Origin of the sequence: Hydrogenophaga sp. 5NK40-0174, from assembly GCF_040372165.1 — a bacterium.
Classification (GTDB): domain Bacteria; phylum Pseudomonadota; class Gammaproteobacteria; order Burkholderiales; family Burkholderiaceae_C; genus Hydrogenophaga.
On sequence record NZ_BAABWG010000003.1, the window covers coordinates 247938 to 271287 of the forward strand.

Sequence of the window (23350 nt, forward strand, 5' to 3'; positions counted from 1 at the left end):
CCGAGGCAATTTCGCGACTGGCCGCCTCGATATGGCTGGACGAGGCCTGAACGGCAGAAACAGCATTCTGCATGCGCAGCAAAGTGCTCTTGAGAGCTTCCGCACGTGGCGTGCTCACTGCGATGGCGGACACATTGAGCGCAATGCCATCGGCACGGTCGACTGCAGATACCAGCTTGGCCAGTTCTTCGCCTTCCTGAGCCCGGCGGCGCATGCCCGATACCAGTACGATCTCCAGCGCTGTCTGCACCACCACGTACCCGGCATGCAGCAGCACGCGCATGAAGTTGGCCTCCTGCATGCAGTAGAAGCCAAAGCCAGCTGCCTGCAGGCGATCAAACAGAACATGGTGAACCGCGAACAATCCTGCCGCGTACACCACAGGCTTCCAGTCCATGTAAACCAGCAGCAAGGCCAAAGTGACGAATACGCCGAAGTGGTACTCGAGTTCGCCGTGGGCCAGCTGGATATGCAGCGCCACCTGAGCCACTTGCACCGTCGCCAGGACGAACCTCGAGATGGCCGTGCCCTTGAACATGGCATAGACGCCGGCGCCCAGTGCAGCGCCTGCTACTGCACCGATCAGGCCAACTGTTGGCTCGTAGTAGAAGAACCCCAGACCGGCCGAGAACGCCGAGCTGAGCAATACCGCCATGAGCATGACCTGATCGCCCAGAACCTTTTGACGGGGCGTGTGCTTCCCGCCTCTTTGTAAGTCAGATTTCGCTGTCATTTCATTCATCCCTTGCCTGGACTGCCGTTTCGGCAGTCAGTCATTCAGAACGACTCCCAGTCGCCATCATCGCCCGCGGCTCCTGCCGGTGCCGCTTTGGGCAATGCTGGCGCTGGCGCCTTTTTGGCCGCTGGCGGCAGCTGCTTTGCTGAGCCAGAGGAACCTGCATCCAGTTTCTTGGTTTCCTTTGTGGTTTGCTGCTTGGGCAGCGCCCTTTTCACCGGCACATCCACAATCGATTCGTCGGACGATCCGCCGCTGATCCGGAAGGCCTTGATCACATCAGACAGACGATGTGCCTGCCCTTTGAGGCTCTCCGCTGCAGCCGTGCTTTGCTCCACCAGCGCTGCGTTTTGCTGCGTCATCTGGTCGAGCTGACTGACAGCCACATTGACCTGATTGATGCCATCGCTTTGCTCGCCGGCCGCCGCTGTGATCTCGCCAATGATGTCGGTCACACGCTGGACCGAGCTGACGATCTCGCCCATGGTGGACCCGGCTTCGCCCACCAGGCGGGAGCCATCTTCCACCTTCTCGACGCTCGCGCCGATCAGGCCCTTGATCTCCTTGGCCGCTTCGGCGCTGCGTTGCGCCAGCGATCGCACTTCTCCTGCAACCACGGCAAAACCTCGGCCCTGCTCGCCGGCCCGTGCCGCCTCCACGGCTGCATTGAGCGCCAGGATGTTGGTCTGGAAGGCGATCCCGTCAATCACACCGATGATGTCGCTGATCTTCTGGCTGCTGCTGTTGATCTCGTTCATGGTGGCGACCACCTGGGAGACCACCTGACCACCACGCTGGGCTGTCTCGGCTGCACTGGCTGCGAGCTGGTTGGCCTGGCGCGCGGCCTCGGCGCTCTGGCTGACCGTGCTGGTCAACTCTTCCATGCTGGCAGCCGTTTGCTGCAAGTTGCTGGCGGCCTGCTCGGTCCGGCCGCTCAGATCCTGGTTGCCGGCCGCAATTTCGCTCGATGACGAGTTGATGCTCTCGGCAGCACTGCGCACTTGCGTGATCGAATCATGCAAGGAATGCTTCATCTTGGACAAGGCATTGAGCAGGTCGCCCAGCTCATCCTTTCGCTGAGAGCTCAGGCTGCGCGTGAGATCGCCGTTGGTCACTGCATTGGCTGCTTCCACAGCGGACTTGAGCGGACGCGTCACAGAGCGGGTGATGATGAAAGCCAAAGCCACTGCAATCAGCATGCCGACAACAGCCGCGGCAATCAGCTCGCCGATCAGGAACTGGATGTCCTGAACAGACTCTTCAATGGCAGCGTCAACGATCGCCGCTTCGTGCGCCTGTAGCGCTTCCATCGCACCCAGGTAATCGTTGACCGCCGGCAGCACTTTCTGCTCCAGCGCTTCAGTGGCCGTGGGATCGTAGATGGCCACCAGCTCGAAGTAGTCGCTTCGGGCCTTGCGGTACGCCGCACGCTTCTCACCAATGTTCGCCAGCATCGCAACGCCCTCTGGATCGGTGATCTTCTCGGTGAGCACGGTCTGCAGTTCACTGATGCGGGCGCTGGTTTCCTTGATCAGAGGGCTGAAGTATGACTGGACCTGCGGATTGTTGTCCGACTTGCCGATCGCCAGCATCCGGGTCGCGTTCAGGCGGGTGCTCATCACCCACTCACTGACCATCGCGGCACGCCTGTCTACTTCGATCTGTTCGCGTTCATCGGCTGCGGCATGCTGCAGACCCAGCAACGCCAGCACCGCGACGACCAGCAGTGCAGCCATCACGGCACCGAAGCCGATACCGAGGCGAACGCCTACCTTCAAGTTGTCAATTGCTTTCATTTCGATTTACCCGATGCAGATAAGAACTCAGCTTCGCACGCCCTTGTCAGAAGCTCTCCCAATCACCTTCGTCCGAGCCTGAGGCGGTGGACTTGGCAATGGGCTGTGGCGCTGGAGGCGTCGGCGCCTTGGCCTTGGCCGCGGCGGCCGGTGGCGCTTCAACGGCCGGCGCCCCCGATTTCGGTGCGGAGGAGCCCAGCGCAGCCACCTTCTTGGGCGTTGCTGCAGCCGGCTTCATGGCTTTGATTTCGACCGTCTCCACCGCTCCTGAATCTGCGCCCGCGCCATCCACACGGAACACACCAATCACATCGGAGAGGCGACGCGCCTGATCTCTCAGGCTTTCTGCGGCAGCCGCGCTTTGCTCCACCAGCGCTGCGTTTTGCTGCGTCATCTGGTCGAGCTGGCTGACAGCCACATTGACCTGATTGATGCCGTCGTTCTGCTCACCCGTTGCAGCGGTGATCTCGCCAATGATGTCGGTCACACGCTGGACCGAGCTGACGATCTCACCCATGGTGGACCCGGCTTCGCCTACCAGGCGGGAGCCATCTTCCACCTTCTCGACGCTCGCGCCGATCAGGCCCTTGATCTCTTTGGCCGCTTCGGCGCTGCGTTGCGCCAGCGATCGCACTTCTCCTGCGACCACGGCAAAACCTCGGCCCTGCTCGCCGGCCCGCGCCGCTTCCACGGCCGCGTTGAGTGCCAGGATATTGGTCTGGAAAGCGATGCCGTCGATCACACCGATGATGTCGCTGATCTTCTGACTGCTGCTGTTGATCTCGTCCATGGTGGCAACCACCTGGGAGACCACCTGACCACCACGTTGGGCCGTCTCGGCTGCACTGGCGGCGAGCTGGTTGGCCTGGCGCGCGGCCTCGGCGCTCTGGCTGACCGTGCTGGTCAGCTCTTCCATACTGGCAGCCGTTTGCTGCAAGTTGCTGGCGGCCTGCTCGGTCCGGCCGCTCAGATCCTGGTTGCCGGTGGCAATCTCGCTCGAAGCGCTGTTGATGTTGCCGGCCGCATGCTTGAGGTCGGTCACCATGCTGACATAACGGCCCCGCATGTTCTCAATTTCATTGACGACCAGACCCACCTCATCCTTGCGCTGGCTGCCAAAGGCATGCGACAGGTCGCCAGAGGAAACCCGCGTGATCATGGCCACCAGGTCCTGAAGCGGGCGACTCACATGACGTCGCACCAGCCAGAAAATGCACATGCCGGTGATCAGCGTGGCACCCGCCAGAAGCGCCCAGAAGGAGTAGATGGTTTCCCAATGGGTCGCCATGGCTTCGGTGTCAGAGACCTCAGCCACAACCCACCAGCCGCCCGCCTCGGCCTCTCGCTTGACCAGCCAGGGGCTGCTCAGGTCAGGCTTGATCAGCGGATACCCGGGGTCGATCCAGGCGGACTTCTCTGATCGCATCGCAGCCAGCATCGGCCCAGCCTCGGGCAGTGCCTCCAGAACCTTCTTGCCCGTCAGCGTGGGGTGAATGACAAACACGGCGTCTTCGTCACTGGCGCGTGGGTCGATCACGGTCACGGCACCCGACTGGAAGAAGCGGGTTTCGTCCACCAGCTTGTTCAGCGACGCGCGGAAGTCACTCGTATCGAAACCGATGAACAGGATGCCCACCACCTGACCGGCGTCATCCTTGACAGCCTCGTAATGGGTCATGTACTGCTTGCCAAACAGGGTGGCCGGGCCTGTGTACGTACCGCCATCGAGCATCATCTTGTACGCCGGGTGGTTTCGGTCAAGCGTCGTTCCCATGGCGCGCGATCCGTCCTGCTTTTTCAGCGACGTCGTCACACGAAGAAAGTCGTCTCCCGTGCGCATGAACACCGTGGCGACACCGCCGGTGTTGGCACTGAATTCGTCCACGTCGAGCAAGTTGTCGTTGATCACCATCAGCTGGTTCGACAGTGTGTTGTTCTCGACGTCCAGCTCGAAGGAGTGGGTGAACTTGTTCCGGAATGGAATGTAGGCCTTGGCGGTCATCTCCCGCGCGGTCTTGTCAAACGCATCGATGGAGTGGGCCATCGAGTCGACCTTGTCTCCCACCCAGAGCACGATGCGGTCGCGGGAGCGGTCTTCGGCGACCAGCGCCATGACTGCGCTGATGCTGATCAGCACAATCGCCATGGCCGCGGCGGAGAGCAGCGCTACCTTGCGTGCGACCGATGCCTTCAGCGTTTTCGTGCCGCTCGAGGTTTCTTTGGAATTGCGTGCCATTCGGCTACCCTCCGAGTCAGATCACTGCAGTTGCTGGGACATGTCGATCAGGCCCATGTCGGCGCTGGACATCAACGCGGCAATGTCCATCAGGATGAGCATGCGTTCGCCGACACTGGCGATGCCGGTGATGAAAGTCGTGTCGACCGAGGTATTCATCTCAGGAGAGGGCTTGATGGACTCCTTGTCCAGCTCCAGCACATCAGAGACCGAGTCGACCACTGCACCCACCACGCGTCCATGCACATTGAGCACGATCACCACGGTGAATCCGTTGTACTCCACCGACTCGCACCCGAGCTTGATGCGAAGGTCGACCACCGGCACAATCACGCCGCGCAGGTTGACCACGCCTTTGATGAAGGAAGGTGCGTTGGCAATACGGGTCGGCTCCTCATAGGAGCGAATCTCCTGCACGCGCAGTATGTCGATACCGTACTCTTCGCCTCCCAGGCGAAAGGTCAGGAATTCTGCGTGGCTGGCATTGTGTGCCGCGATGGCTCTTGTGCCGTCCTGACGGCCCACAGAAGCTGCTTCGTTCTGCATGTCCATGGTTGGAATCCTCAAAAAACACTGTCAAGGTCCTAGGACTATCGGCCGAAGTGTTCCATCCTGAAGCGCAGAAAAACAGCCACTTGTCGGTACTCCAATGCGCAAAAGCCTCCAATTGCATACCGAAGTACGCACTCGGAGGCTCTGCGATTCATCGCGTCGCGTGATGAATTTCCGCGACGCCATGCGACGTCGGGAGAGGGTCAGTTCAGTGTCATCTGGCGGGTCTTGAAGACAGAGACCGCCTGCACCAACAGTTCTGACTGGTCTCGCAAGCTGCTGGCAGCCGCCGCACTTTCCTCGACCAATGCGGCGTTCTGCTGCGTGGTCTGGTCCATCTGACTGACAGCCTGGCCCACCTGGCCCATGCCAGTGGCCTGCTCCCGACTGGCGTGACTGATCTCTGCCACCAGATCGCGCAAGCGCTGAACAGACTCCACAGTGCGCGACATGGTCTCGCCTGCCTGATCCACCAAAGCGGTGCCCTGCTCGACCTGACCCACGCTGGCCGAGATCAGCTCCTTGATCTCCTTGGCAGCTGCCGCGCTGCGCTGCGCCAGGGTACGCACCTCGCCCGCCACCACAGCAAAACCCCGGCCTTGCTCCCCGGCCCGCGCCGCCTCGACCGCGGCGTTCAATGCCAGGATGTTGGTCTGGAAAGCGATGCCGTCAATCACCCCGATGATGTCGTTGATCCGGCGTGACGACTCTTCGATGCCGCGCATGGTCTGCACCACATTGCCCACCACTTCTCCGCCAGTCACGACCTCATTCGTGGTCTGAACGGCCAGGCGACTGGCCTCCTCGGCGTTGTCTGAGTTGTTCTTGACCGTCGAACCGATCTGCTCCATGGATGCCGCCGTCTGCTGCAAGGCACTGGCCTGCTCTTCGGTGCGCTGGCTCAGGTCGTGATTGCCGGTGGCGATCTGCGAGCTGGCGGTTGCGACCTGCTCAGCGTTTTCGCGAACCCGTCCCACCAGCCGATTGAGCTGGCTGGCCATCTGCCCCATGGCCGCCATCACGCTGTTCCCGGCGTGGGATGGCACCCGGATTTCGTGAGACAGATCACCATCAGCGATAGCCCTGGCCACGGCACTGACTTCATGGGGCTCACCGCCGAGCTGACGCTGCAAGCGCCTCGAGAAGAACAGGACACCGGCTGTACCGATCAGCAAGGACAGACACAACACAGCACCATTCAGGGCGATCAGGAAGCCGATCTGATCTTCACCATCGTCGTGAACCTGTTTTGAGACATCGAGCTGCACCTGAATGAGATCACCGATCACCCCTTGCAAGGGATCGAAGCCCGGGTACATCTGATCGGCGGTATAGCGGGCCAGGCCCTCCCTGTCTCCGTTCGCAATCAGCTGCTCCAAAGTGGCGGCCGAGGCGTCGGTCACCTCGCGCGCGGCCTCGAATTTCGTGACCAGCACCCGCTCCTGCGGCACCAGGTTGTTTCCGGTATAGGCTTGCCACTCGGCGTCAACGACTGACTTGGCGTCTGCCATGGCCTTCAGCGCTTCTTCCTGACTCAGTGCGCCATCACGGTACTTGTGGGCAGTGTCCACCATGTTGACCGCGTACATGTCGGCAATGCTCTTGAGTTGCTTGAGCGGCACCACCCGATCCTCATACATGCTGAGCATCGCCTTGTTGCGCTCCAGGCTCTCGTAGATTCCGAGGCCTGCCACCACACACAGCAGGCCGACAAACACAGCGCCCAGTGCCATCAACTGGGTCTGCACTCGCATGGGAGACTTCATGACCATCCTCCGGATTTGAAGATGCCTGATCCCGCCAGCCCTCACCCTTCAAGAAAGGCCACAGGTTTCACGGCGAGACCAAACGAAACACCAGAGAGGCCGAACGACACCGCATCGAGCATCAACTGGTACTGTTGGGTATTTCGACAATGGTCTGCGATTTCTTGAGCCCTTAGTACAAAAAAAAGCCGACTCAATGCCGGCTTCTTTGGTCTTCAGCGTCAAACACTGAATCAAGTATTAATGCGCTGCTTTCATTCAGTTCGATAGCTTGAAGACTGCGGTACTGGCCAGCAAGTTGGGCCATTGACGCACCTCCTGGCCTTCGTGAAAGCCAAAGCTGTCGACAATCTTCAGCCCACAATTGCGCGCCAGCACCCCGAAGTCTGCATACGTGCCGACGCGGATGTTGGGCGTGTCATACCACTGGTATGGCAGCCGCTTGGTCACCGGCATGCGCCCTCGCAAGACATCCATTCGGTTGGGCCAGTGAGCGAAGTTGGGAAAGGCCACCACGCCAATGCGCCCGACCCGCGCAGTTTCGCGCAGCATGGTTTCGGCATTGCGCAAATGCTGCAGCGTATCGATCTGCAGAACCACATCGAAAGCCTTGTCCTCAAACATGGTCAGGCCATCTTCAAGATTGAGCTGCAAGACATTGACGCCCCGGCCCATGCAGGCAAGCACCTTCTGGTCGCTGATCTCCACGCCGTAGCCTGTGCACTGGCGCGTTTGCTGAAGGTGAGACAGCAATGCACCGTCACCGCAACCGAGATCCAGCACATGCGAGCCAGCAGGAACAAGCTGGGCAATGCGTTCGATGATGGACAGATGGCTCATGCTGCCGCCTCCTGCAGCCCTGCCAAGCCATGGCTCACGGTCTTGTCAAAGAAAGCTCGCACGGCCTGGTGATAGCGTTCGTCATTGAGCAAGAAGGCGTCATGCCCATGCGGCGCATCAATCTCCGCATAGCTGACCGAGCGCCGGTTGTCGAGCAGCGCTTTGACGATTTCGCGGCTGCGCTCGGGCGAGAAGCGCCAGTCCGTAGAGAAGCTGACCACCAGAAAGCGGGCCGTGGCCCGCGCCAGTGCCGCCGACAGATCCCCTCCGAAAGCGCCGGCGGGGTCGAAATAGTCCAGTGCGCGCGTGATCAGCAGATAGGTATTGGCGTCAAAGTACTCGCTGAACTTGTTGCCCTGGTGCCGCAGGTAGCTCTCGATCTGGAATTCGACATCCTGGGTCGAGTAACGATAGGGCCAGGGTTGTGTCTGCGCCTGCTCTGTGTCCCCCCCCGAAGCGACCGCCGCCTGCGCCGCAGATCCCACATCGGCCGGCCGAAGCTGGCGCCCGAACTTGGCATTCATCACGTCATCGCTGAGGTAGGTGATGTGCCCGATCATGCGCGCAATGCGCAAGCCCCGGCGGGGCAGCGTGTTGTGCCGCAAGTAATGCCCCTCATGGAAATCCGGGTCGGTCACGATGGCTCGCCTGGCGACCTCATTGAACGCGATGTTCTCCGCCGTCAGGTTCGGCGCGCTGGCCACCACCACGGCATGACGCACCCGATCCGGGTATTGCAGCGTCCAGGAAAGGGTTTGCATGCCTCCCAGGCTGCCCCCCATCACGGCGGCCAGCGTGTCGATTCCCATGGCATCGAGCAGTCGGGCCTGGGCATTGACCCAGTCCTCCACTGTGACCACCGGAAAGTCCGCGCCCCACGCCTGCCCGGTCGCCGGGTTGATGTGGGTGGGCCCTGTTGAGCCAAAGCACGATCCCAGGTTGTTCACGCCAATGACAAAAAAGCGGTCGGTATCCACCGGCTTGCCCGGCCCCACCATGTTGTCCCACCAGCCCTCGCTCCTGGGCAGGGCATTGCCGGATTCATCGGCATGGACACCTGCGACATGCTGGGAGGCGTTGAGGGCATGGCATATCAGCACCGCATTGGATCGGTCGGCATTGAGTTGGCCATAGGTTTCCACCACCAGCTCATACGCTGGCAACACCGCGCCACTTTGCAAGGGCAGCGGCTCTTCAAATCGAAAGGTCTGGGGCGTGACGATCAACGGTACGCTTTCATTTCGCCCGTGGCCTCGAGCCTTCTCTGGGCAACAGACAACAAAAAACCCGGCGCCGCCGTGGTGACTGGAAGGTCACTCAAAGGCGAGACCGGGAATCTCCCCTTTAGCGGCATTTCTAAAGCGCCCGCAATCCGGAACAAATCGGCGCTGAAGGCACAGTATATCGATTTCCGGGAAGCCAAGGGAGTGCCCGCCTCCGTGGGATACCAACCCTTGCCAGCCAGCAAGCGCATGTTTCGCAGAATCAACAAAGCAAGCCGTTCATTGACATTCACACGACATTTCCGGTGGCCCTACCCCAATGCAAGGGAAGTGACCATGCTTTGCAGTGGCGCAACCGCTACGGTTTCTGAAGCATTCGCACCACAAATGTTGTAGTTCAACCATGCGTGAAGGCCTGACAAATTGCGTTACGAAAAAAGTCACACGCGATGAAATTCGCAAGCGCATAATGCGAATACGAAACCGATTTTCGATCGGCTTTCGTGTGTCGGTGATTGGAAGGTTTCGCGCGCTACAGACCTCTTGTGCTAACGGGGCTCCATCGCTTTATTTTTTTGTGTTTCTAGGAGTCCCAACAATGGGCAATAAACTGTACGTCGGTAACCTCCCTTACTCCGTGCGCGACGATGACCTGCAACAAGCTTTCTCGGCTTTTGGCGAAGTCGGCAGCGCCAAGGTCATGATGGAGCGCGACACGGGTCGCTCCAAGGGTTTCGGCTTTGTCGAAATGGGCAGCGATGAGCAGGCGCAAGCCGCTATCGAAGGCATGAATGGTCAGGATTTCGGCGGCCGCAACCTCGTGGTCAACGAAGCCCGTCCCATGACCCCACGTCCTCCCCGCACTGGTGGCGGCGGATTCGGCGGTGGCCGTCGTGAAGGCGGCTTCGGTGGTGGCGGTGGTGGCGGCCAGGACGGCGGCTTCCGCAGCCCCTATGGCAACGGCGGTGGCCGTCGCAACCAGGGCTACTGATCCGTCAGCCCAATCGATCACCAGCCGGTGATCAAGACAAAAAAAACCTGCCGTTTCCGGCAGGTTTTTTTTCGCCCATTCACGAACGCTCTTCCGGCTCCCGGCCTTCGCCCTGCCGGTGTTTACGTGGGCGCCCGGCAAGCAGCTTGTCGAAAAGGCCATTGGGCAATAGCCGCAGCAGCTTGGCGACCACCCCCATCTGCCAGGGAATCACCCTGTAGCTCACCTGCGCCCGAATGGCCTCATAGGCTTTGTCTGCGAACCCTTCAGGCGTCATGAGGAACGGCATCGGGTAGCGGTTTTCCTTCGTGAGCGGCGTGTCGATATAGCCCGGCAGCAGCGTCACCACTCCCACGCCGGATCCTCTGAGTTCGCCACGCAGGCACTCGCAATACGCCACCACACCCGACTTGCTGCTGCAATAGGCGCCGTGCCCTGGCAAGCCCCGAATCGCGGCAACACTGGCGATGCCGACGAACGTCCCCGAGCCTCTTTGGCGCATCAGCTGGAGAAACGGATGGAAAGTGGCCGCCATGCCAACGTTGTTGACCGCAAAGGTTCGCGTCATGACATCAATGTCTTCCAGCGCTGCGGTATCCATGCCAACGCTGATCCCGGCATTGGCGATCACCACATCGGGCAAGCCTTGTCGCTCGATACAGCGCTTGCCGGCCTCCACGATGTCCGCCACGTCGGCCACATCGGCGCCATACACCTGACAGCGCTCGGGACCAAAACCCTGCTCATCAGCCCAGGCCTGCATGGCCTCCGTGCGCCTGGCCACCAATGCCAGCCGCCAGCCAGCCGCCGCAAATCGTTTGGCCAGTGCCTGCCCGATCCCGCTGGAGCCTCCCGTGATGAGAACCAGCGGCTGCGACTGGGTATTCGGGTTCATGCCGGTATCTCCTCTGTCAAAAGCTTGGCCCAGATGCCTGAGAGCAGACAGGCGCATCACGCGCGTCGTCCGCTCCGCTGTTCGGGCTATTTCTTGCCTGGCTGAATCGTGGCCTGCACTCGGCCTTTCATTCGCACCAACCGCCTGAGATCACCCCAATAGCGGAGCGAGTCTGCCTTCATCTGGTCGGTGCCGCGAATGATGAGGACAGGCTGATCCGAGAATATCCGTTCGGGCATCGTGGTCAGATGCAGATATTCCCCGTGAAATTCCATGCGCGGTGTGGGTATGCCATCCGGGTCCACACCTGCCTGACGTATCACCACGCCATTGCCCCGCAACTCGAACTTGGTTCCCGGGGCATTGCTGGTAATGGTGTCTGCGTTCGCCACCGTCAGTTGACCGTCTTCGGTGTAGGCCCTCACGCGAGCGCTGTCCACTTCCGTCTCGCCATTGTCCGGATAGTGACGGGCTTCTGCGCCATACACTTCTGATCGCATCATCCCGCTGGCATTGAACACTCGCACCGAAAATCCGCGCATGAAACTGTCGGGTTCGTGCACGAGCTCGCGTTCGGGTTCAGGGATGACGGGCTCGGGCGTCGATCTGAGCAACCAGTAGCTCCCCAGCGCCACCAGCAACATCAAGACCACCGGCAGGTAAATGGATACCTGATCGAACAGGCGCGAGAGCCGGTCCCGCCTGCGCACACCCGTCGCACCTGCGGAGGATGCAGCCAGCGGCAACTGGTCTGCCTGGTTGGGCATGGCCATGTGCTGATGCTGCCCGGCACTCATTCGCCGGCCTCCTCGAGCAAGGCCGCATAGTGCCCGCCGGCCATCAGCAACAGGTCACACATTTCGCGCACCGCGCCAGCACCACCTGCTGCCATGGTCACCAGATGGGCCACCGCAAGCGCTTCCGGATGCGCTCCCGGCGGTGCCACGCTCAATGCCGCTCTGCGCAACATGGGCAAGTCAGGCCAGTCGTCCCCCATGGCGCCAGCTTCCGCCCATGTCAGGCCAAGCTCCGCCAAGAGTTCTTCCGCCGCTTCAAGCTTCGCTTCCGTGCCCAGGCGCATGTGCGTCACCCCCAAAGCACTCAGGCGTTTGCGCAGTGGCTCGGAGTCGCGCCCACTGATGACCACTGGCGTGATGCCTGCCCGCTGAATCAACTTTAACCCATGTCCATCGAGCGTATGAAACCGCTTGGTCGTCTCGCCCTCGGCGGTGAAATACAAACCGCCATCGGTGAGAACGCCATCCACATCAAGAAACACCACCTTGACCGGCTGGGCACGCAAAAGCAACGCCGGCGGGAACTGGAGCGCCGGACGCAAAGGAGGCAAAGACTGAGACGGTTCTGGAGACATTCCTTGATCGTAACCGGAGAGAGGGGAGGTTGGGGGGTGAGGGGGCATCCCCGAATGGGAGTTTGGCCTTTTTGACGTTTGCTTTGCGTAAGACTCTGTCTTGCTGACGACGTTCAACTCAGTTCGGACCTCATTGCGTTCTCTTCTTTCATACTTCTTTTCTTTCCCCCCTATCCCCCCTATCCCCCCAGCCCCCTTTCCACCCCGCCGGGCGGAAAGGGGGAGCTCTCATTTGGCTTCTGGTCTCCGACTCGGCTTCTACGGCTCGATGCGTCGCCACCGGGGTTGGGGGTACATGCATTTCGATGAAGCTGTCGTAGGAGCCTCGACCTTGTTTTTCACGCCCACGGCGCCCAGCTGACTTTGCCGCTTTGCGGCTTGTCAGTTGGGCGCTTGTCTCGCGCACACAATTCTGCGGAGTCCAGCGTGCCTCGCTTGCAGCCGGCCAACAAGCCGCGCAGCGGCAAGGTTGGCACGCTCCCGTGGGCGCACCATGAGCAGGCGAGGCCTCTACGACAGTGGTTGTTCCCAAAGCCACCTCAAGTGAGGCGGCGCAGTCAATCCGAGGGTGCGGCGGATCCGGGTTTCCCGGTCCGCATCGCGCCGCCCCCTTGAGGGGGTCGCGCAAAGCGCGGCGGGGGTGCTTCCCATCACCGCCCCGGCGGGGTGGAAAGGGGGCTGGGGGGATAGGGGGGGAAAGAAAAAAAGAAACGAAAGAAAGGAAACTTGAAAGAGGAAAGCGCGGCGTAACCGTCAGATTGGCATTGATTTCCAACAGGGGCCAACGGGGGGAAAGCCCCCGTCAAATCACCTTCGCCCTCATCAAATCATTGCTATTGAGCGCCCCACAAAGCCTTCCACTCTCATCCACCACCAGCACGCTGGTGATGCGATTGGCTTCCATCAGGTCTGCCGCTTCCACGGCCAGCGCTTCGGGACTGATCCGGCGTGGTTCTTTGTGCATGATCTCGCCCGCCTTGAGCGCTCGCAGATCCACACTGCTGCCGCTGCCTTCGATCAGTCGCCGCAGGTCGCCGTCCGTGAAGATGCCGACCACACAGCCCTGGGCATCCACCACGGCGCTCATGCCCAGGCCCTTGGCACTGATCTCGCGCATGACCGTCATCAGGTCGGCGTCGGCCGGTACCTGAGGCACGTCTGCGCCACTGCGCATCACGTCTTCCACGTGCGTCAGCAGCTTTCGCCCGAGCGACCCACCTGGATGAGAGCGGGCAAAGTCATGTGCCTTGAAGCCGCGCACATCGAGCAGCGCCACCGCCAACGCATCCCCAAGTGCCATTTGCACGGTTGTGCTCGCGGTAGGTGCGAGGTTGTTCGGGCAAGCCTCCTTGGCCACCGAGGTATCCAGAACCAGATCCGCATGGCGTCCGAGCGTCGATTCTTCTCGGCCGGTGAAACCAATCAGCTTGACCCCCATGCGTTTGATCATGGGCAGGATGGCCGAGAGCTCATCGCTTTCGCCACTGTTGCTGATCGCCAGAACCAGGTCGACTGGCGTGATCATGCCCAGGTCGCCGTGGCTGGCCTCCGCCGGGTGAACAAACATGGCCGGGGTACCGGTGGAAGCCAGGGTTGCCGCTATCTTTCGGCCAATGTGACCACTCTTTCCCATGCCGGTCACGACCACCCGGCCATGGCATTGCAGCATCAGCTGCACCGCCTGGACGAATCGATCGTCCAGACGGGCAGCCATGGCAGTCACAGCATCCGTTTCAATGGACAACGCTTCACGGGCCAGGGCCAGTATTTGTTCGCCGTCCAGCGGCGTGGAGATCGGGGTCTGAGACATCCTGCAATTATCGCCCGCCCCCGAACTTCTGCGGTTTTGCGTTGCGGCAGCAGAAAACAAGCCCCAGCCCGGATAACATCGAGGCATGAATTCTCTGGACATCACCTTGCTGTACCTGCTGGCCGCCGTGCTGGGCGTGGTGGGCTTCCGCATGATGCGGCTGCCGCCCATGCTCGGCTATCTGGTCGTCGGCGTGGTCATCGGCCCGAATGCACTTGCACTTGCTCAGGACTCGAGCGGTGTGCGCTACCTGGCCGAATTCGGCGTGGTGTTCCTGATGTTCGTGATCGGCCTGGAGTTCAGCCTGCCCAAGCTCAGGGCCATGCGGTTTCACGTGTTCGGGCTCGGCCTGTCACAAGTGACACTGACGGTCATCATCACCACCATGGCATCGCTGGCCCTGGGCTGGCTCATGCCCGAATGGTGGAAGACCTCCTGGCAGATCGCCGTGGCGCTCGGTGGCGTCATGGCGATGAGCAGCACGGCGATCGTGATCAAGCTGGTGGCCGAGCGCCTGGAGCTCGAGTCAGAACACGGCAAACGGGTCATGGGCATATTGCTGTTCCAGGACCTGGCCGTGGTGCCCTTGCTGGTCCTCATCCCTGCGCTTGGCTCCAGCCCGGAAGACCTGTTCAAGGAGCTTGGTCTGGCCCTGGTTAAGGCGGTGGTTGTGCTCGGTATCTTGCTCACCGGTGGTCAAAAGCTCATGCGCTGGTGGCTCACGATGGTGGCCCGTCGCAAGAGCGAAGAACTGTTCATGCTCAACCTGCTGCTCATCACACTGGGCCTGGCCTGGCTGACCGAGCACGCCGGCCTGTCGCTGGCGCTGGGTGCGTTCATCGCCGGCATGCTGATTTCCGAGACGGAGTTCAAACACCAGGTGGAGACCGACATCCGGCCTTTCCACGATGTGTTGCTCGGACTGTTTTTCATCACCATCGGCATGGCGCTGGACTGGCGCCTCGTGCTCGAGCGCTGGCCGCTGGTGCTGCTGCTCTTTACCTTGTCGGTCGGTTTCAAGCTGGCACTCATCACCGGCCTGACCCGATCATTTGGCGCCCCCATGGGTGTGGCCCTGCGCACCGGCCTCTACCTCTGTCAGGCCGGCGAATTCGGCCTGGTGCTGCTGACACTGGCCAGCCAGCACGACCTGGTCCCGCCGCAGTTGTTCAACCCCATCCTGGCGTCCATGGTGATTTCCATGCTGGCCACGCCGTTCATCATCATGTTCACCAACGACATCGTCACACGAGTGGTTGGCAGCGACTGGCTGATGCAATCGGTGCAAATGACCAGCATTGCCCGCACGGCCATCAATGCTGACAAGCACGTGATCATTTGCGGATACGGACGATGCGGCCAGAACCTGGCACGCCTGCTGGAAGCTGAAGGCATTCCCTACATGGCACTTGACCTGGACCCGGACCGGGTTCGCCAGGCAGCGGCGGCCGGCCATTCCGTCGTCTTCGGCGATGCAGCGCGACTGCAGGCACTCATGGCCGCCGGTCTGCACCGGGCCAGTGCGGTCGTGGTGACTTACATCGAGACCGCCAGCGCGATCAAAGTGTTGCACCACACGACAGAGCATGCGCCCACCGTCCCCGTGGTGGTCCGCACCATCGACGACCTGGACCTGGAGAAGCTGCGTGTGGCCGGCGCCACCGAAGTCGTGCCCGAGGCCATCGAAGCCAGCCTGATGCTTGCCTCTCATGCGCTGGCCCTCGTTGGCGTGCCGATGCGCCGCGTGATCCGCGTTGTGCAGGAGCAGCGCAGTGCCCGGTACAGCTTGCTGCGCGGCTATTTCCATGGCTCCGATGACTCCCTCGCAGACGAAATGGGCCACGAACGTCTTTCATCGGTGACCGTGCCCCCTGGCGGAGGGTGCGTGGGGGAGGCAGTCGGAGAGCTTCACCTCGAGCCCATGGGCGTGCTGCTGGTCAATCTTCGCCGCGCCTCCGGTCGGGCCGAAGCCTTCACAGACGAGACACTGATCGAAGGTGGTGACACGCTGGTGATCAGTGGCAAGCCCGAGTCGCTGGCTCAGGCCGAGGCGAAGCTGACATCCCGCTAAGCGAAGACGTGGCCGCCACGTCTTCGCGTGATAATGGGCGAATGGATACATCGGCCTACCTCAAGTCACACATCCGCACCGTGCCCGACTGGCCGGCACCGGGCGTGCAGTTCCGTGACATCACGCCCCTGCTTCAGGACCCCAAGGTCTTTCGCGTGCTCATCGACGCGTTCGTGCACCGCTACATGGACCCCGAACTGAGGCCGGACATCGTCGCAGGGCTTGATGCCAGAGGCTTCATCATCGGCTCAGTGGTGGCCTATGAGCTGGGGCTCGGGTTTATTCCCATCCGGAAGAAAGGCAAGCTGCCTTTCACCACCGTTGAGGAAACCTACGAGCTGGAATACGGCAGCGCCACCGTCGAGCTGCACACCGACGCGGTTGCACAAGGTGATCGCGTGTTGCTGATCGACGACCTCATTGCCACCGGTGGCACCATGATGGCTGGCCGTCGCCTGCTGGAGAAACTGGGGGCCATCGTGACGGAAGGCGCTGCCATCGTGGATCTGCCCGAACTCAAGGGTTCGGCCCGTCTGCGCGAGAGCGGTTTGCCTTTGTTCACGCTGGTGGATTTCGAGGGCACCTGAGCGGCTGGCGGTCTGCCGCAGCTGCTTGTTCAATGACCAAAAACCCAACACGACAAAAGGCGCCCTGAGGCGCCTTTTGTCTGTTTGGTCATCTGTATGTTTGCCGGGCAGAGCCTTTGCAGCCCGCCAATTATTCGAGCTTGCCGTACTGGGTCTCGCTCAACTCGTCAAACGCGCTGACCGATTCTGGCTCGTGCTCTTCCTGGGGAGGCAGACGCCCTGGCTGACCCTGTTTGGGGTTCATGCGGTCAGGCAGTGGCTGCCCGCCGTCAAGCGCCTTTCGAAACGCCTGCACTTCATCCGTGCGCACTGGCTCCGCTGCCTGCCTGGGCTTGCTCTTGGGCGGAACAGGAATGGCTGTCGGGTTCTCGGACTTCTCATCGCTGGCGGAGCCACGTCGCTGTTGCGCCGCGATCGCCGCCCGCAGGGCAACGCCTTGCTGGTCCTCTTCGAGTTTACGGCGCCAGTAAACCGAGCGCACTTTCATGCTGTGACGGGACTGTGCAGCAATCTGGATCCATCGCTCAATCTCGAGCAGGTACTCGTCTGGCATCGTTTGCGCAGGCAGCGCCAGATCGACCAGAACCAGAAAGCTGTCGCCATTGGAGTCGAGCGCCAGCACCTTGAATTCGTAGCTGGTCGAGAGCACGCCTCCACGGATCAGGGACTCCCTCACCACGGAAAACAACTGCTCACGGCGCAGCAGCCGCCGCCCGCGACGCGGGGAAATCAGCGGCAGCGTTGTTTCGCGGAAGGCATTGCGAAGGCCACCCTTCTTTTTCTTCTTGCCGCCGCTGTCGGGTTTGGTCTGGAGCCAGTTAAACATGGACATGTGATTCAGTTTGATGCGAGCCCGCCTGGGGCGGTCCTTGGATTACCGGTTCAATTCCCGGCTTGTTCTGCGATCTCCCTGACGTTCATCTCTCTTCTTCTTCATGTCACTGCCACCCGCTTGGGTTTGTTGTACATGCGCTTGGCCAGCACGCCGGCCATCGCAGTGATCAGGTCAACGGCCACGCCTGGCTGACGAGCTGCCAGTTCGCGAAATCGCAACGGCGTCAGACTCCAGACAATGCTCTCTTCTGTCGCATTGACGCTGGCGCTGCGCTCCAGATGGCTGAAAAACGCTCCTTCACCCACAATCGAACCCGGCTTGATCTGGGCGATTCGAATGCGGTCCTTGCTGTCTTCAAAGTGCACGGTCAGCAAACCTGACTGCAAAAAGTAGACGGTTCGGTCCGCGACGCCTTGCTCGATCAGCAGCTGCCCCCTGCGCACCATCGCCGGCTGCATGTAACTGGCAATGACTTCCCACTGCAAGACCGGCAGGCGCAACTCCAGCGCATCAACTGCCTCCGAGGCCTGAACAGCCTCAGCGAGCAGCTTGATATCAAAACGTACCGGATTGTTCTTTGGTGTTTCCATGTGACTTTTCACCACGATAACCGGCCCGCGTCAGGCTTCGCAAGGTGCTAGTAACATTTACTAACCTACTAAATCCAAGCGGTAGGTTTTGAATGGCCAGCGGTCTCGAAACTGCTACTTACCGATGCAAAAACGTTGAAAGATCTCACCCAACAGATCGTCGGCCGTGAATTCACCCGTGATTTCACCCAAGGCCTGTTGAGCTTGTCGCAACTCCTCCGCCAGCAGGTCCAGGTGCTCCGCCTGGGCTTTAAGCCACTCATCTGCCAACGCCAAATGCTCCCTGACCCTGGCCAGGGCGGTCAAATGTCGCTCCCTGGCCATGAACAAGCCTTCTGATCCGGGCTGCCAGCCCGCCAGCGACAAGAGCCGCTCGCGCAGCGCTGCCAGGCCATCGCCTGTTTTCGCTGACAGCTGAAGAACCTCATCCCCACCCGCCTTGGCGCTGGCATTCACTGCCGCCAAATCCGGTGGAGCACCATCTGCCAGCCGATCCCACTTGTTCCAGATCGACAATACTGGCACACCCGCAGGCAGCGCTTCAGCAATCGCAGCGTCAGCGGCCCGATACGCCACATCATCGGCACGAGTGATGTCGTGAACGAACAACACGGCGTCGGCCTTGGCAATACGTTGCCAGGCTCGCTCGATACCGATTTTCTCCACCTCATCCACATCGGGGGATTCACGCAAACCCGCAGTGTCGATCACATGCAACGGCACACCCTCGATCTGAATGGTTTGCTGCACCACGTCGCGTGTCGTGCCCGCCACTGGCGTGACAATGGCCAGCTCGGCGCCGGCCAGAGCGTTGAGCAGCGAGCTCTTGCCCGCGTTGGGCTGCCCGGCGATCACCACTTGCAGTCCATCGCGCAGCAACGCGCCCTGACGGGCCTGGCCCTGCACTTCTTCCACGCGCGCCATGAGGCTTTGCAACTGGCCTTGCGCATCGGCCTTTTGCAGAAAATCGATTTCCTCTTCCGGGAAGTCCAGCGTGGCCTCCACCAGCATGCGCAAACGCACCAGGTCTTCCAGCAAGGCATTGACCAGGCGAGAAAAATCACCTGACAACGATCGGCCCGCACTGCGCGCTGCCGCTTCCGTGCTGGCATCGATCAAATCCGCCACAGCTTCTGCCTGTGCCAGATCGAGCTTGTCATTGAGGAACGCCCGCTCGGTGAACTCACCCGGGCGCGCGGGCCGCAGACCCACCAAACCATGGCCACCCGCTTTGCCAGCGGCTTCCAGACAGCGCGCGAGCAACAATTGCATCACCACCGGCCCGCCATGGCCCTGCAGTTCCAGGACATCCTCACCCGTATAGGAGTGCGGCCCCGGAAACCAGATCGCCAGCCCATGGTCGATGGCTTGCCCCGACGCATCGGGGAAGGGCAGATAGGTGGCCTCCCTGGGTTTGAGCTCTCTGCCCAGCAAACCCTTGACGTAAGGCGCCAAGCCTTTGCCTGAGACCCGCACGATGCCGACGGCGCCCCTGCCAGGGGCGGTGGCGATCGCGACGATGGGGTCTTTGGAGGCGGCGAGCATTTGAAGGGCTTTCTTTTTTTCTGTTCCACAGAAAGGGGTTGGAGGGATTATCCCTTGGGTACATCGAACTCCAATGCGCAAAGCCTTTGCCTTGGTGAGGCTCGCAGCTTCCAGCAGGCATCTTGTTTTTCGAAATTTTCTTCATCCCCCCCTATCCCCCCCGCCCCTTTCCACCCCCGCCGGGGCGGAAAGGGGAGCCTTTAAACATTCGGCTTCTGGTTTCTGGACGGGCGGCTACTGGCGGGAGGTTGCCACTGCTCCTGGCTCACTACGGTTTCTCCACCGCTGTCGTAGGAACCTCGCCTGCTCATGGTGCGCCCACGGCAGCCTGCCAACCTTGCCGCTGCGCGGCTTGTTGACCGGCTGCAAGCGAGGCACGCTGAACTCAGCGGCATTGTGTGCGCGAGACAAGCGCCCAACTGACAAGCCGCGAAGCGGCAAAGTCAGCTGGGCGCCGTGGGAGCGAAGGCCAACGCCGAGGTTCCTACGACAGCCTCAGCGAAGTCCATGTACCCCAAACCACGGTGGCGACGCATCGAGCCGTAGAAGCCCAGTCGGAGACCAGAAGCCAAATGAGAGCTCCCCCTTTCCGCCCGGCGGGGTGGAAAGGGGGCTGGGGGGATAGGGGGGAAAAGAAGAAACGAGAGAAAGAAGAAAAGCTTGAGGGAAGAACGCCCCGCGCCGCAGGCAAAGCACCCCCCCGTATTCCTCATACGCCACATGACAAGAAAAGAAAAGCCACCCCATTACGAGGTGGCCTCTCTCAAATCATCAATCCATCACACCTACCTTCCCCAGCGGCGCAGCCCCAAGGAAAAAGATGGAATGACCAGGCTGATCGTCAGCTGAACTTCGGCAAATTGAACTTCACCGGAACACCCATCTTGTGATTGATGAAAGCCTGCTGCGCAATGGTCAGCACGTTGTTCGTGATCCAGTACAGCACCAGGCCGGACGGGAAGAAGAAGAACATCACCGAGAACATGATGGGCATCAGCCACATCATCTTGGCCTGCAGTGGGTCAGGTGGCAGCGGGTTGAGCGCCGTCTGGAACACGGTCGTCAGGGCCATGACGATGGGCAGCGGACCAATGGGCAGGTTGATGCCCGGGATCACGCCAAACAGTGCATCAGGAGTGGACAGGTCCGTCACCCAGCCAATCCATGGGGCATTGCGCATTTCCACCGTCGCCAGCAACACCCAGTACAGGGCGATGAACACGGGCATCTGAACCAGGATCGGGAGGCAGCCACCCAGCGGGTTGACCTTCTCGTCCCGGTACATCTTCATCATTTCCTGCTGCATCAGTTGCGGCTTGTCTTTGAGACGCTCGCGCATTTCCTGAATGCGGGGATTGATGGCCTTCATCTTGGCCATGCTGCGATACGCATTGGCATTGAGCCAGTAGAACGCCGCCTTGATCAGCACCACCAGCAATACGATCGACCAGCCCCAGTTGCCCACGAAAGAATGGACCTTCTCGAGCAGCCAGTACAGCGGCTTGGCCAGCATGGCCAGCCAGCCATAGTCCTTGACCAACTCCAGGCCTGGAGTCAGCGACTCGAGCACTTTCTCTTCCTGAGGGCCAACAAACAGCGTTGCCGAGATGGATTCGCTCTGTCCTGGCTCGATCGCCGGGAGCGTTGTCAAGGCGCCAGCAGAGTAGAGGTTGCCGCCGATCTGACGCGCAAAGCGCTCGCGCGAAACGCCCTGCCCCAGAATCCATGCGGAGGCAAAGTAGTGCTGGACCATGGCCACATAGCCATCGCTGGCCTTGGCTTCAAACTTGGTGTCTTTCTCGCGGATGTCTTCAAAGCTGACTTTCTGATACTTGCCTTCCTCGGAGTAGAGTGCAGGACCGGTAAACGTCTTGTAGAAGGGTGTATCGCTTTCGGGTTCGCTGCCATCACGCACCAGCTGGACATACAGCTGTGGCGTCACAGCAGAAGACCCCTGATTGATCACCTTGTGGTCAACCTTGATGTCGTAGTGGCCGCGGCGCAGCGTATACGTCTTGACCAGCTTTACGCCATCGGTCTGGACCGTTTCGAAAACCACCTTCAACTCGTCCTGCCCATCAGCAAGAGCGCGCTCCGAAGACACCATCAGCATGGGCGTCTTGTGCGTCGGCAAACCTGAGGCACCCACCAGACCGGTCTGGGCCACGTAGATGTGTTCGCCGTTTTGGCGCAGCAGTTCAAACGGAGCGCTGTTGTCTGCACTCCTCTGATGCTTGAGCAAGTCTGCACCCACCAGTGAGCCGCCTTCGGTGTTGAAGGTGAGCTTGTACAGGTCGGTGGTGATCTCCACCATCTCTCCGGCTGGTACTGGCACGGCAGGCGTGCCCGGCACGTCGCTGGCATTGGCGGCACCCGCAGAAGCAGCGGCGACTGGCACATCGGACGAGGTGGCAGCTTTTGGCACTTCACCACCGATGGTCGGTGCGTTGGCGGCAGCATTGGCTTCCGACTGGGCGGCGGTCTGGGCCGTGGGGAAGAAGGTGGCCTGTTTACCGTTGTGAACCTGCCATTTGTCCCACAGCAGGATCATCGAGAGACCGAACACCACCCACAGGATGGAGCGTCGAATGTCATTCATGACGGAAGCTTGCCTTGTTCAGAAATTGAGGAAGGGTGCGAAGAGCTGACCGGACCGCCACTGACCGCAGAAGCGTCGCGGGTCCAGCGAGAGAACAGGCCTGCAGTTGAAGAGGCTGACTCAGGTACCGGGTCATGACCGCCCTTGCACCAGGGTTGGCAGCGGACAATGCGAGCCGCCGCCAGGTAGGTGCCGCGAACAGCACCATGGCGCTCAAGGGCGCCGATGGCGTACACGGAGCAGGTGGGTTCGAACCGGCAGGAATTGCCCAGCCAAGGGCTGAGCACCAGTCGATAGGCCTTGACCAGACCGATGAGCGCGTTGCGGGGCCATTCACGCCACATGGGCGGCTCCCCCTGTATCCGCTTCTCGTCCGGCCTGATCCTTTTGCTGCAAGCGCTCCAGCCCACGGGAAAACAGCTGGCCCAGTTCTTCACGAGCGGCTTGCTTGAGCGCCACCGATGTGGAGCTGATGAACTGCTGCCTGGAGAAAGGCGCCTTGAGGCGGACCACCCACGCATCGGCCGGCAGGTTCTCACCCAGGTCGGCCGCCACGGCGTAGATCTGCCTACGCAGCGTGTTGCGGGTCACCGCCCGCTTGGCGCAACGTTTGGGCTGCACAACGCCCACCCAGGCCTGATCGACCACGGGAAACAGCGCACGGCCATCCTGCGAACGGGCGTTGGCCCGGGACAGCGGTGCGCGATGCAGTGCGAAATGCTCGGTCTTGGCCACAGGAGCACTCGCCATGACGGCCTGGAATTGCGATCGATTGCGAAGGCGCAGCATCAGGCGTCGATTGCCGGGGGTGACCAGACATCCGCCCCAGAAATGCAGGAGCGGCGCAGGCAAACCAGAAAGTCGGTGAGACTCTGGTCCAGAACGGGTTGCGTGTGGTCAGCCCGG

Annotated in this window: 19 protein-coding genes and 1 riboswitch; of the genes, 3 read left to right on the top strand and 16 right to left on the bottom strand. The window is 61.0% G+C overall.

Translation table 11 applies throughout. The features are described 5' to 3' along the window. Nucleotides 1-777: 777 nt before the first annotated feature. From ABWV89_RS10680 to metX, 6 genes are all read right to left on the bottom strand, one after another. Entirely contained in the window at nt 778-2532 is a 1755-nt protein-coding gene (locus ABWV89_RS10680; RefSeq protein ID WP_353396452.1) for a methyl-accepting chemotaxis protein, read from the bottom strand. Between the two features lie 46 nt (nt 2533-2578). After that, nucleotides 2579-4768: a methyl-accepting chemotaxis protein gene (locus ABWV89_RS10685; protein ID WP_353396454.1), complete on the bottom strand. Its 2190-nt coding sequence runs from the start codon at nt 4766-4768 to the stop codon at nt 2579-2581. Between the two features lie 21 nt (nt 4769-4789). Beyond that, nucleotides 4790-5320: a chemotaxis protein CheW gene (locus ABWV89_RS10690; RefSeq protein WP_353396456.1), complete on the bottom strand. Its 531-nt coding sequence runs from the start codon at nt 5318-5320 to the stop codon at nt 4790-4792. 203 nt (nt 5321-5523) lie between these two features. Then, nucleotides 5524-7086, bottom strand: coding sequence for a methyl-accepting chemotaxis protein (locus ABWV89_RS10695; protein ID WP_353396458.1), 1563 nt, complete (start codon nt 7084-7086; stop codon nt 5524-5526). Nucleotides 7087-7344: 258 nt separating this feature from the next. Continuing rightward, entirely contained in the window at nt 7345-7926 is a 582-nt protein-coding gene (gene metW, locus ABWV89_RS10700) for a methionine biosynthesis protein MetW (RefSeq protein ID WP_353396460.1), read from the bottom strand. Beyond that, nucleotides 7923-9152 (bottom strand): homoserine O-succinyltransferase MetX, encoded by a 1230-nt coding sequence (gene metX, locus ABWV89_RS10705; RefSeq protein WP_353396462.1) that lies wholly within the window; start codon nt 9150-9152, stop codon nt 7923-7925. The genes metW and metX overlap by 4 nt, the downstream gene beginning before the upstream one ends. Before the next feature lie 97 nt (nt 9153-9249). Continuing rightward, nucleotides 9250-9325, bottom strand: a riboswitch (SAM riboswitch). Nucleotides 9326-9747: 422 nt separating this feature from the next. On the opposite strand from metX, the gene rbp reads away from it, so the two are divergent. Next, complete coding sequence (gene rbp, locus ABWV89_RS10710) at nt 9748-10140, top strand: RNA-binding regulator (RefSeq protein WP_353396464.1); 393 nt, start codon at nt 9748-9750, stop codon at nt 10138-10140. Between the two features lie 79 nt (nt 10141-10219). Here rbp and ABWV89_RS10715 read toward each other — a convergent pair whose 3' ends face one another. The 4 genes from ABWV89_RS10715 to ABWV89_RS10730 all read right to left on the bottom strand — a co-directional run bounded on the left by ABWV89_RS10715 (nt 10220) and on the right by ABWV89_RS10730 (nt 14217). Then, the gene (locus tag ABWV89_RS10715) at nt 10220-11035 is read right to left on the bottom strand and encodes an SDR family oxidoreductase (RefSeq protein ID WP_353396466.1); all 816 of its coding nucleotides are present in this window, start codon (nt 11033-11035) and stop codon (nt 10220-10222) included. Between the two features lie 86 nt (nt 11036-11121). Then, nucleotides 11122-11832 (bottom strand): LPS export ABC transporter periplasmic protein LptC, encoded by a 711-nt coding sequence (gene lptC, locus ABWV89_RS10720; protein WP_353396468.1) that lies wholly within the window; start codon nt 11830-11832, stop codon nt 11122-11124. Beyond that, nucleotides 11829-12407, bottom strand: a complete 579-nt coding sequence (locus tag ABWV89_RS10725) for a KdsC family phosphatase (RefSeq protein WP_353396469.1) — start codon at nt 12405-12407, stop codon at nt 11829-11831. The genes lptC and ABWV89_RS10725 overlap by 4 nt, the downstream gene beginning before the upstream one ends. Nucleotides 12408-13209: 802 nt before the next feature. After that, a complete protein-coding gene (locus ABWV89_RS10730) occupies nt 13210-14217 on the bottom strand; it encodes a KpsF/GutQ family sugar-phosphate isomerase (protein WP_353396471.1) in 1008 nt (335 codons plus the stop codon). A gap of 85 nt (nt 14218-14302) precedes the next feature. Here ABWV89_RS10730 and ABWV89_RS10735 point away from each other — a divergent pair, with 85 nt between their 5' ends. Next, nucleotides 14303-16288 (top strand): monovalent cation:proton antiporter family protein, encoded by a 1986-nt coding sequence (locus tag ABWV89_RS10735; RefSeq protein WP_353396473.1) that lies wholly within the window; start codon nt 14303-14305, stop codon nt 16286-16288. A 41-nt stretch (nt 16289-16329) separates the two neighbouring features. Continuing rightward, nucleotides 16330-16875 carry an adenine phosphoribosyltransferase gene (locus ABWV89_RS10740; RefSeq protein ID WP_353396475.1) on the top strand — a complete coding sequence of 182 codons (546 nt, stop codon included), beginning with the start codon at nt 16330-16332 and terminating at the stop codon, nt 16873-16875. Between the two features lie 130 nt (nt 16876-17005). Here the strand turns inward: ABWV89_RS10740 and ABWV89_RS10745 are convergent, their stop codons facing one another. From ABWV89_RS10745 to ABWV89_RS10770, 6 genes are all read right to left on the bottom strand, one after another. Further along, nucleotides 17006-17707, bottom strand: a complete 702-nt coding sequence (locus tag ABWV89_RS10745) for a hypothetical protein (protein WP_353396477.1) — start codon at nt 17705-17707, stop codon at nt 17006-17008. A gap of 101 nt (nt 17708-17808) precedes the next feature. Further along, nucleotides 17809-18300, bottom strand: coding sequence for a Crp/Fnr family transcriptional regulator (locus ABWV89_RS10750; protein WP_353396480.1), 492 nt, complete (start codon nt 18298-18300; stop codon nt 17809-17811). Nucleotides 18301-18414: 114 nt separating this feature from the next. Continuing rightward, complete coding sequence (gene mnmE / locus ABWV89_RS10755; RefSeq protein ID WP_353396482.1) at nt 18415-19845, bottom strand: tRNA uridine-5-carboxymethylaminomethyl(34) synthesis GTPase MnmE; 1431 nt, start codon at nt 19843-19845, stop codon at nt 18415-18417. An 841-nt stretch (nt 19846-20686) separates the two neighbouring features. Continuing rightward, the gene (yidC, locus tag ABWV89_RS10760) at nt 20687-22444 is read right to left on the bottom strand and encodes a membrane protein insertase YidC (protein WP_353396484.1); all 1758 of its coding nucleotides are present in this window, start codon (nt 22442-22444) and stop codon (nt 20687-20689) included. After that, nucleotides 22441-22788, bottom strand: a complete 348-nt coding sequence (gene yidD, locus ABWV89_RS10765; RefSeq protein WP_353396487.1) for a membrane protein insertion efficiency factor YidD — start codon at nt 22786-22788, stop codon at nt 22441-22443. The genes yidC and yidD overlap by 4 nt, the downstream gene beginning before the upstream one ends. Next, nucleotides 22778-23296: a ribonuclease P protein component gene (locus ABWV89_RS10770; protein WP_353396489.1), complete on the bottom strand. Its 519-nt coding sequence runs from the start codon at nt 23294-23296 to the stop codon at nt 22778-22780. The genes yidD and ABWV89_RS10770 overlap by 11 nt, the downstream gene beginning before the upstream one ends. Nucleotides 23297-23350 lie beyond the last annotated feature (54 nt).

What these genes read in the sequence shown, in the direction of transcription:
- ABWV89_RS10680 (WP_353396452.1), bottom strand. Translation starts at nt 2,532, where the DNA reads ATGAAAGCAATTGACAACTTGAAGGTAGGCGTTCGCCTCGGTATCGGC.
- ABWV89_RS10685 (WP_353396454.1), bottom strand. Translation starts at nt 4,768, where the DNA reads ATGGCACGCAATTCCAAAGAAACCTCGAGCGGCACGAAAACGCTGAAG.
- ABWV89_RS10690 (WP_353396456.1), bottom strand. Translation starts at nt 5,320, where the DNA reads ATGGACATGCAGAACGAAGCAGCTTCTGTGGGCCGTCAGGACGGCACA.
- ABWV89_RS10695 (WP_353396458.1), bottom strand. Translation starts at nt 7,086, where the DNA reads ATGAAGTCTCCCATGCGAGTGCAGACCCAGTTGATGGCACTGGGCGCT.
- metW (WP_353396460.1), bottom strand. Translation starts at nt 7,926, where the DNA reads ATGAGCCATCTGTCCATCATCGAACGCATTGCCCAGCTTGTTCCTGCT.
- rbp (WP_353396464.1), top strand. Translation starts at nt 9,748, where the DNA reads ATGGGCAATAAACTGTACGTCGGTAACCTCCCTTACTCCGTGCGCGAC.
- ABWV89_RS10715 (WP_353396466.1), bottom strand. Translation starts at nt 11,035, where the DNA reads ATGAACCCGAATACCCAGTCGCAGCCGCTGGTTCTCATCACGGGAGGC.
- lptC (WP_353396468.1), bottom strand. Translation starts at nt 11,832, where the DNA reads ATGAGTGCCGGGCAGCATCAGCACATGGCCATGCCCAACCAGGCAGAC.
- ABWV89_RS10725 (WP_353396469.1), bottom strand. Translation starts at nt 12,407, where the DNA reads ATGTCTCCAGAACCGTCTCAGTCTTTGCCTCCTTTGCGTCCGGCGCTC.
- ABWV89_RS10730 (WP_353396471.1), bottom strand. Translation starts at nt 14,217, where the DNA reads ATGTCTCAGACCCCGATCTCCACGCCGCTGGACGGCGAACAAATACTG.
- ABWV89_RS10735 (WP_353396473.1), top strand. Translation starts at nt 14,303, where the DNA reads ATGAATTCTCTGGACATCACCTTGCTGTACCTGCTGGCCGCCGTGCTG.
- ABWV89_RS10740 (WP_353396475.1), top strand. Translation starts at nt 16,330, where the DNA reads ATGGATACATCGGCCTACCTCAAGTCACACATCCGCACCGTGCCCGAC.
- ABWV89_RS10745 (WP_353396477.1), bottom strand. Translation starts at nt 17,707, where the DNA reads ATGTCCATGTTTAACTGGCTCCAGACCAAACCCGACAGCGGCGGCAAG.
- ABWV89_RS10750 (WP_353396480.1), bottom strand. Translation starts at nt 18,300, where the DNA reads ATGGAAACACCAAAGAACAATCCGGTACGTTTTGATATCAAGCTGCTC.
- mnmE (WP_353396482.1), bottom strand. Translation starts at nt 19,845, where the DNA reads ATGCTCGCCGCCTCCAAAGACCCCATCGTCGCGATCGCCACCGCCCCT.
- yidC (WP_353396484.1), bottom strand. Translation starts at nt 22,444, where the DNA reads ATGAATGACATTCGACGCTCCATCCTGTGGGTGGTGTTCGGTCTCTCG.
- yidD (WP_353396487.1), bottom strand. Translation starts at nt 22,788, where the DNA reads ATGTGGCGTGAATGGCCCCGCAACGCGCTCATCGGTCTGGTCAAGGCC.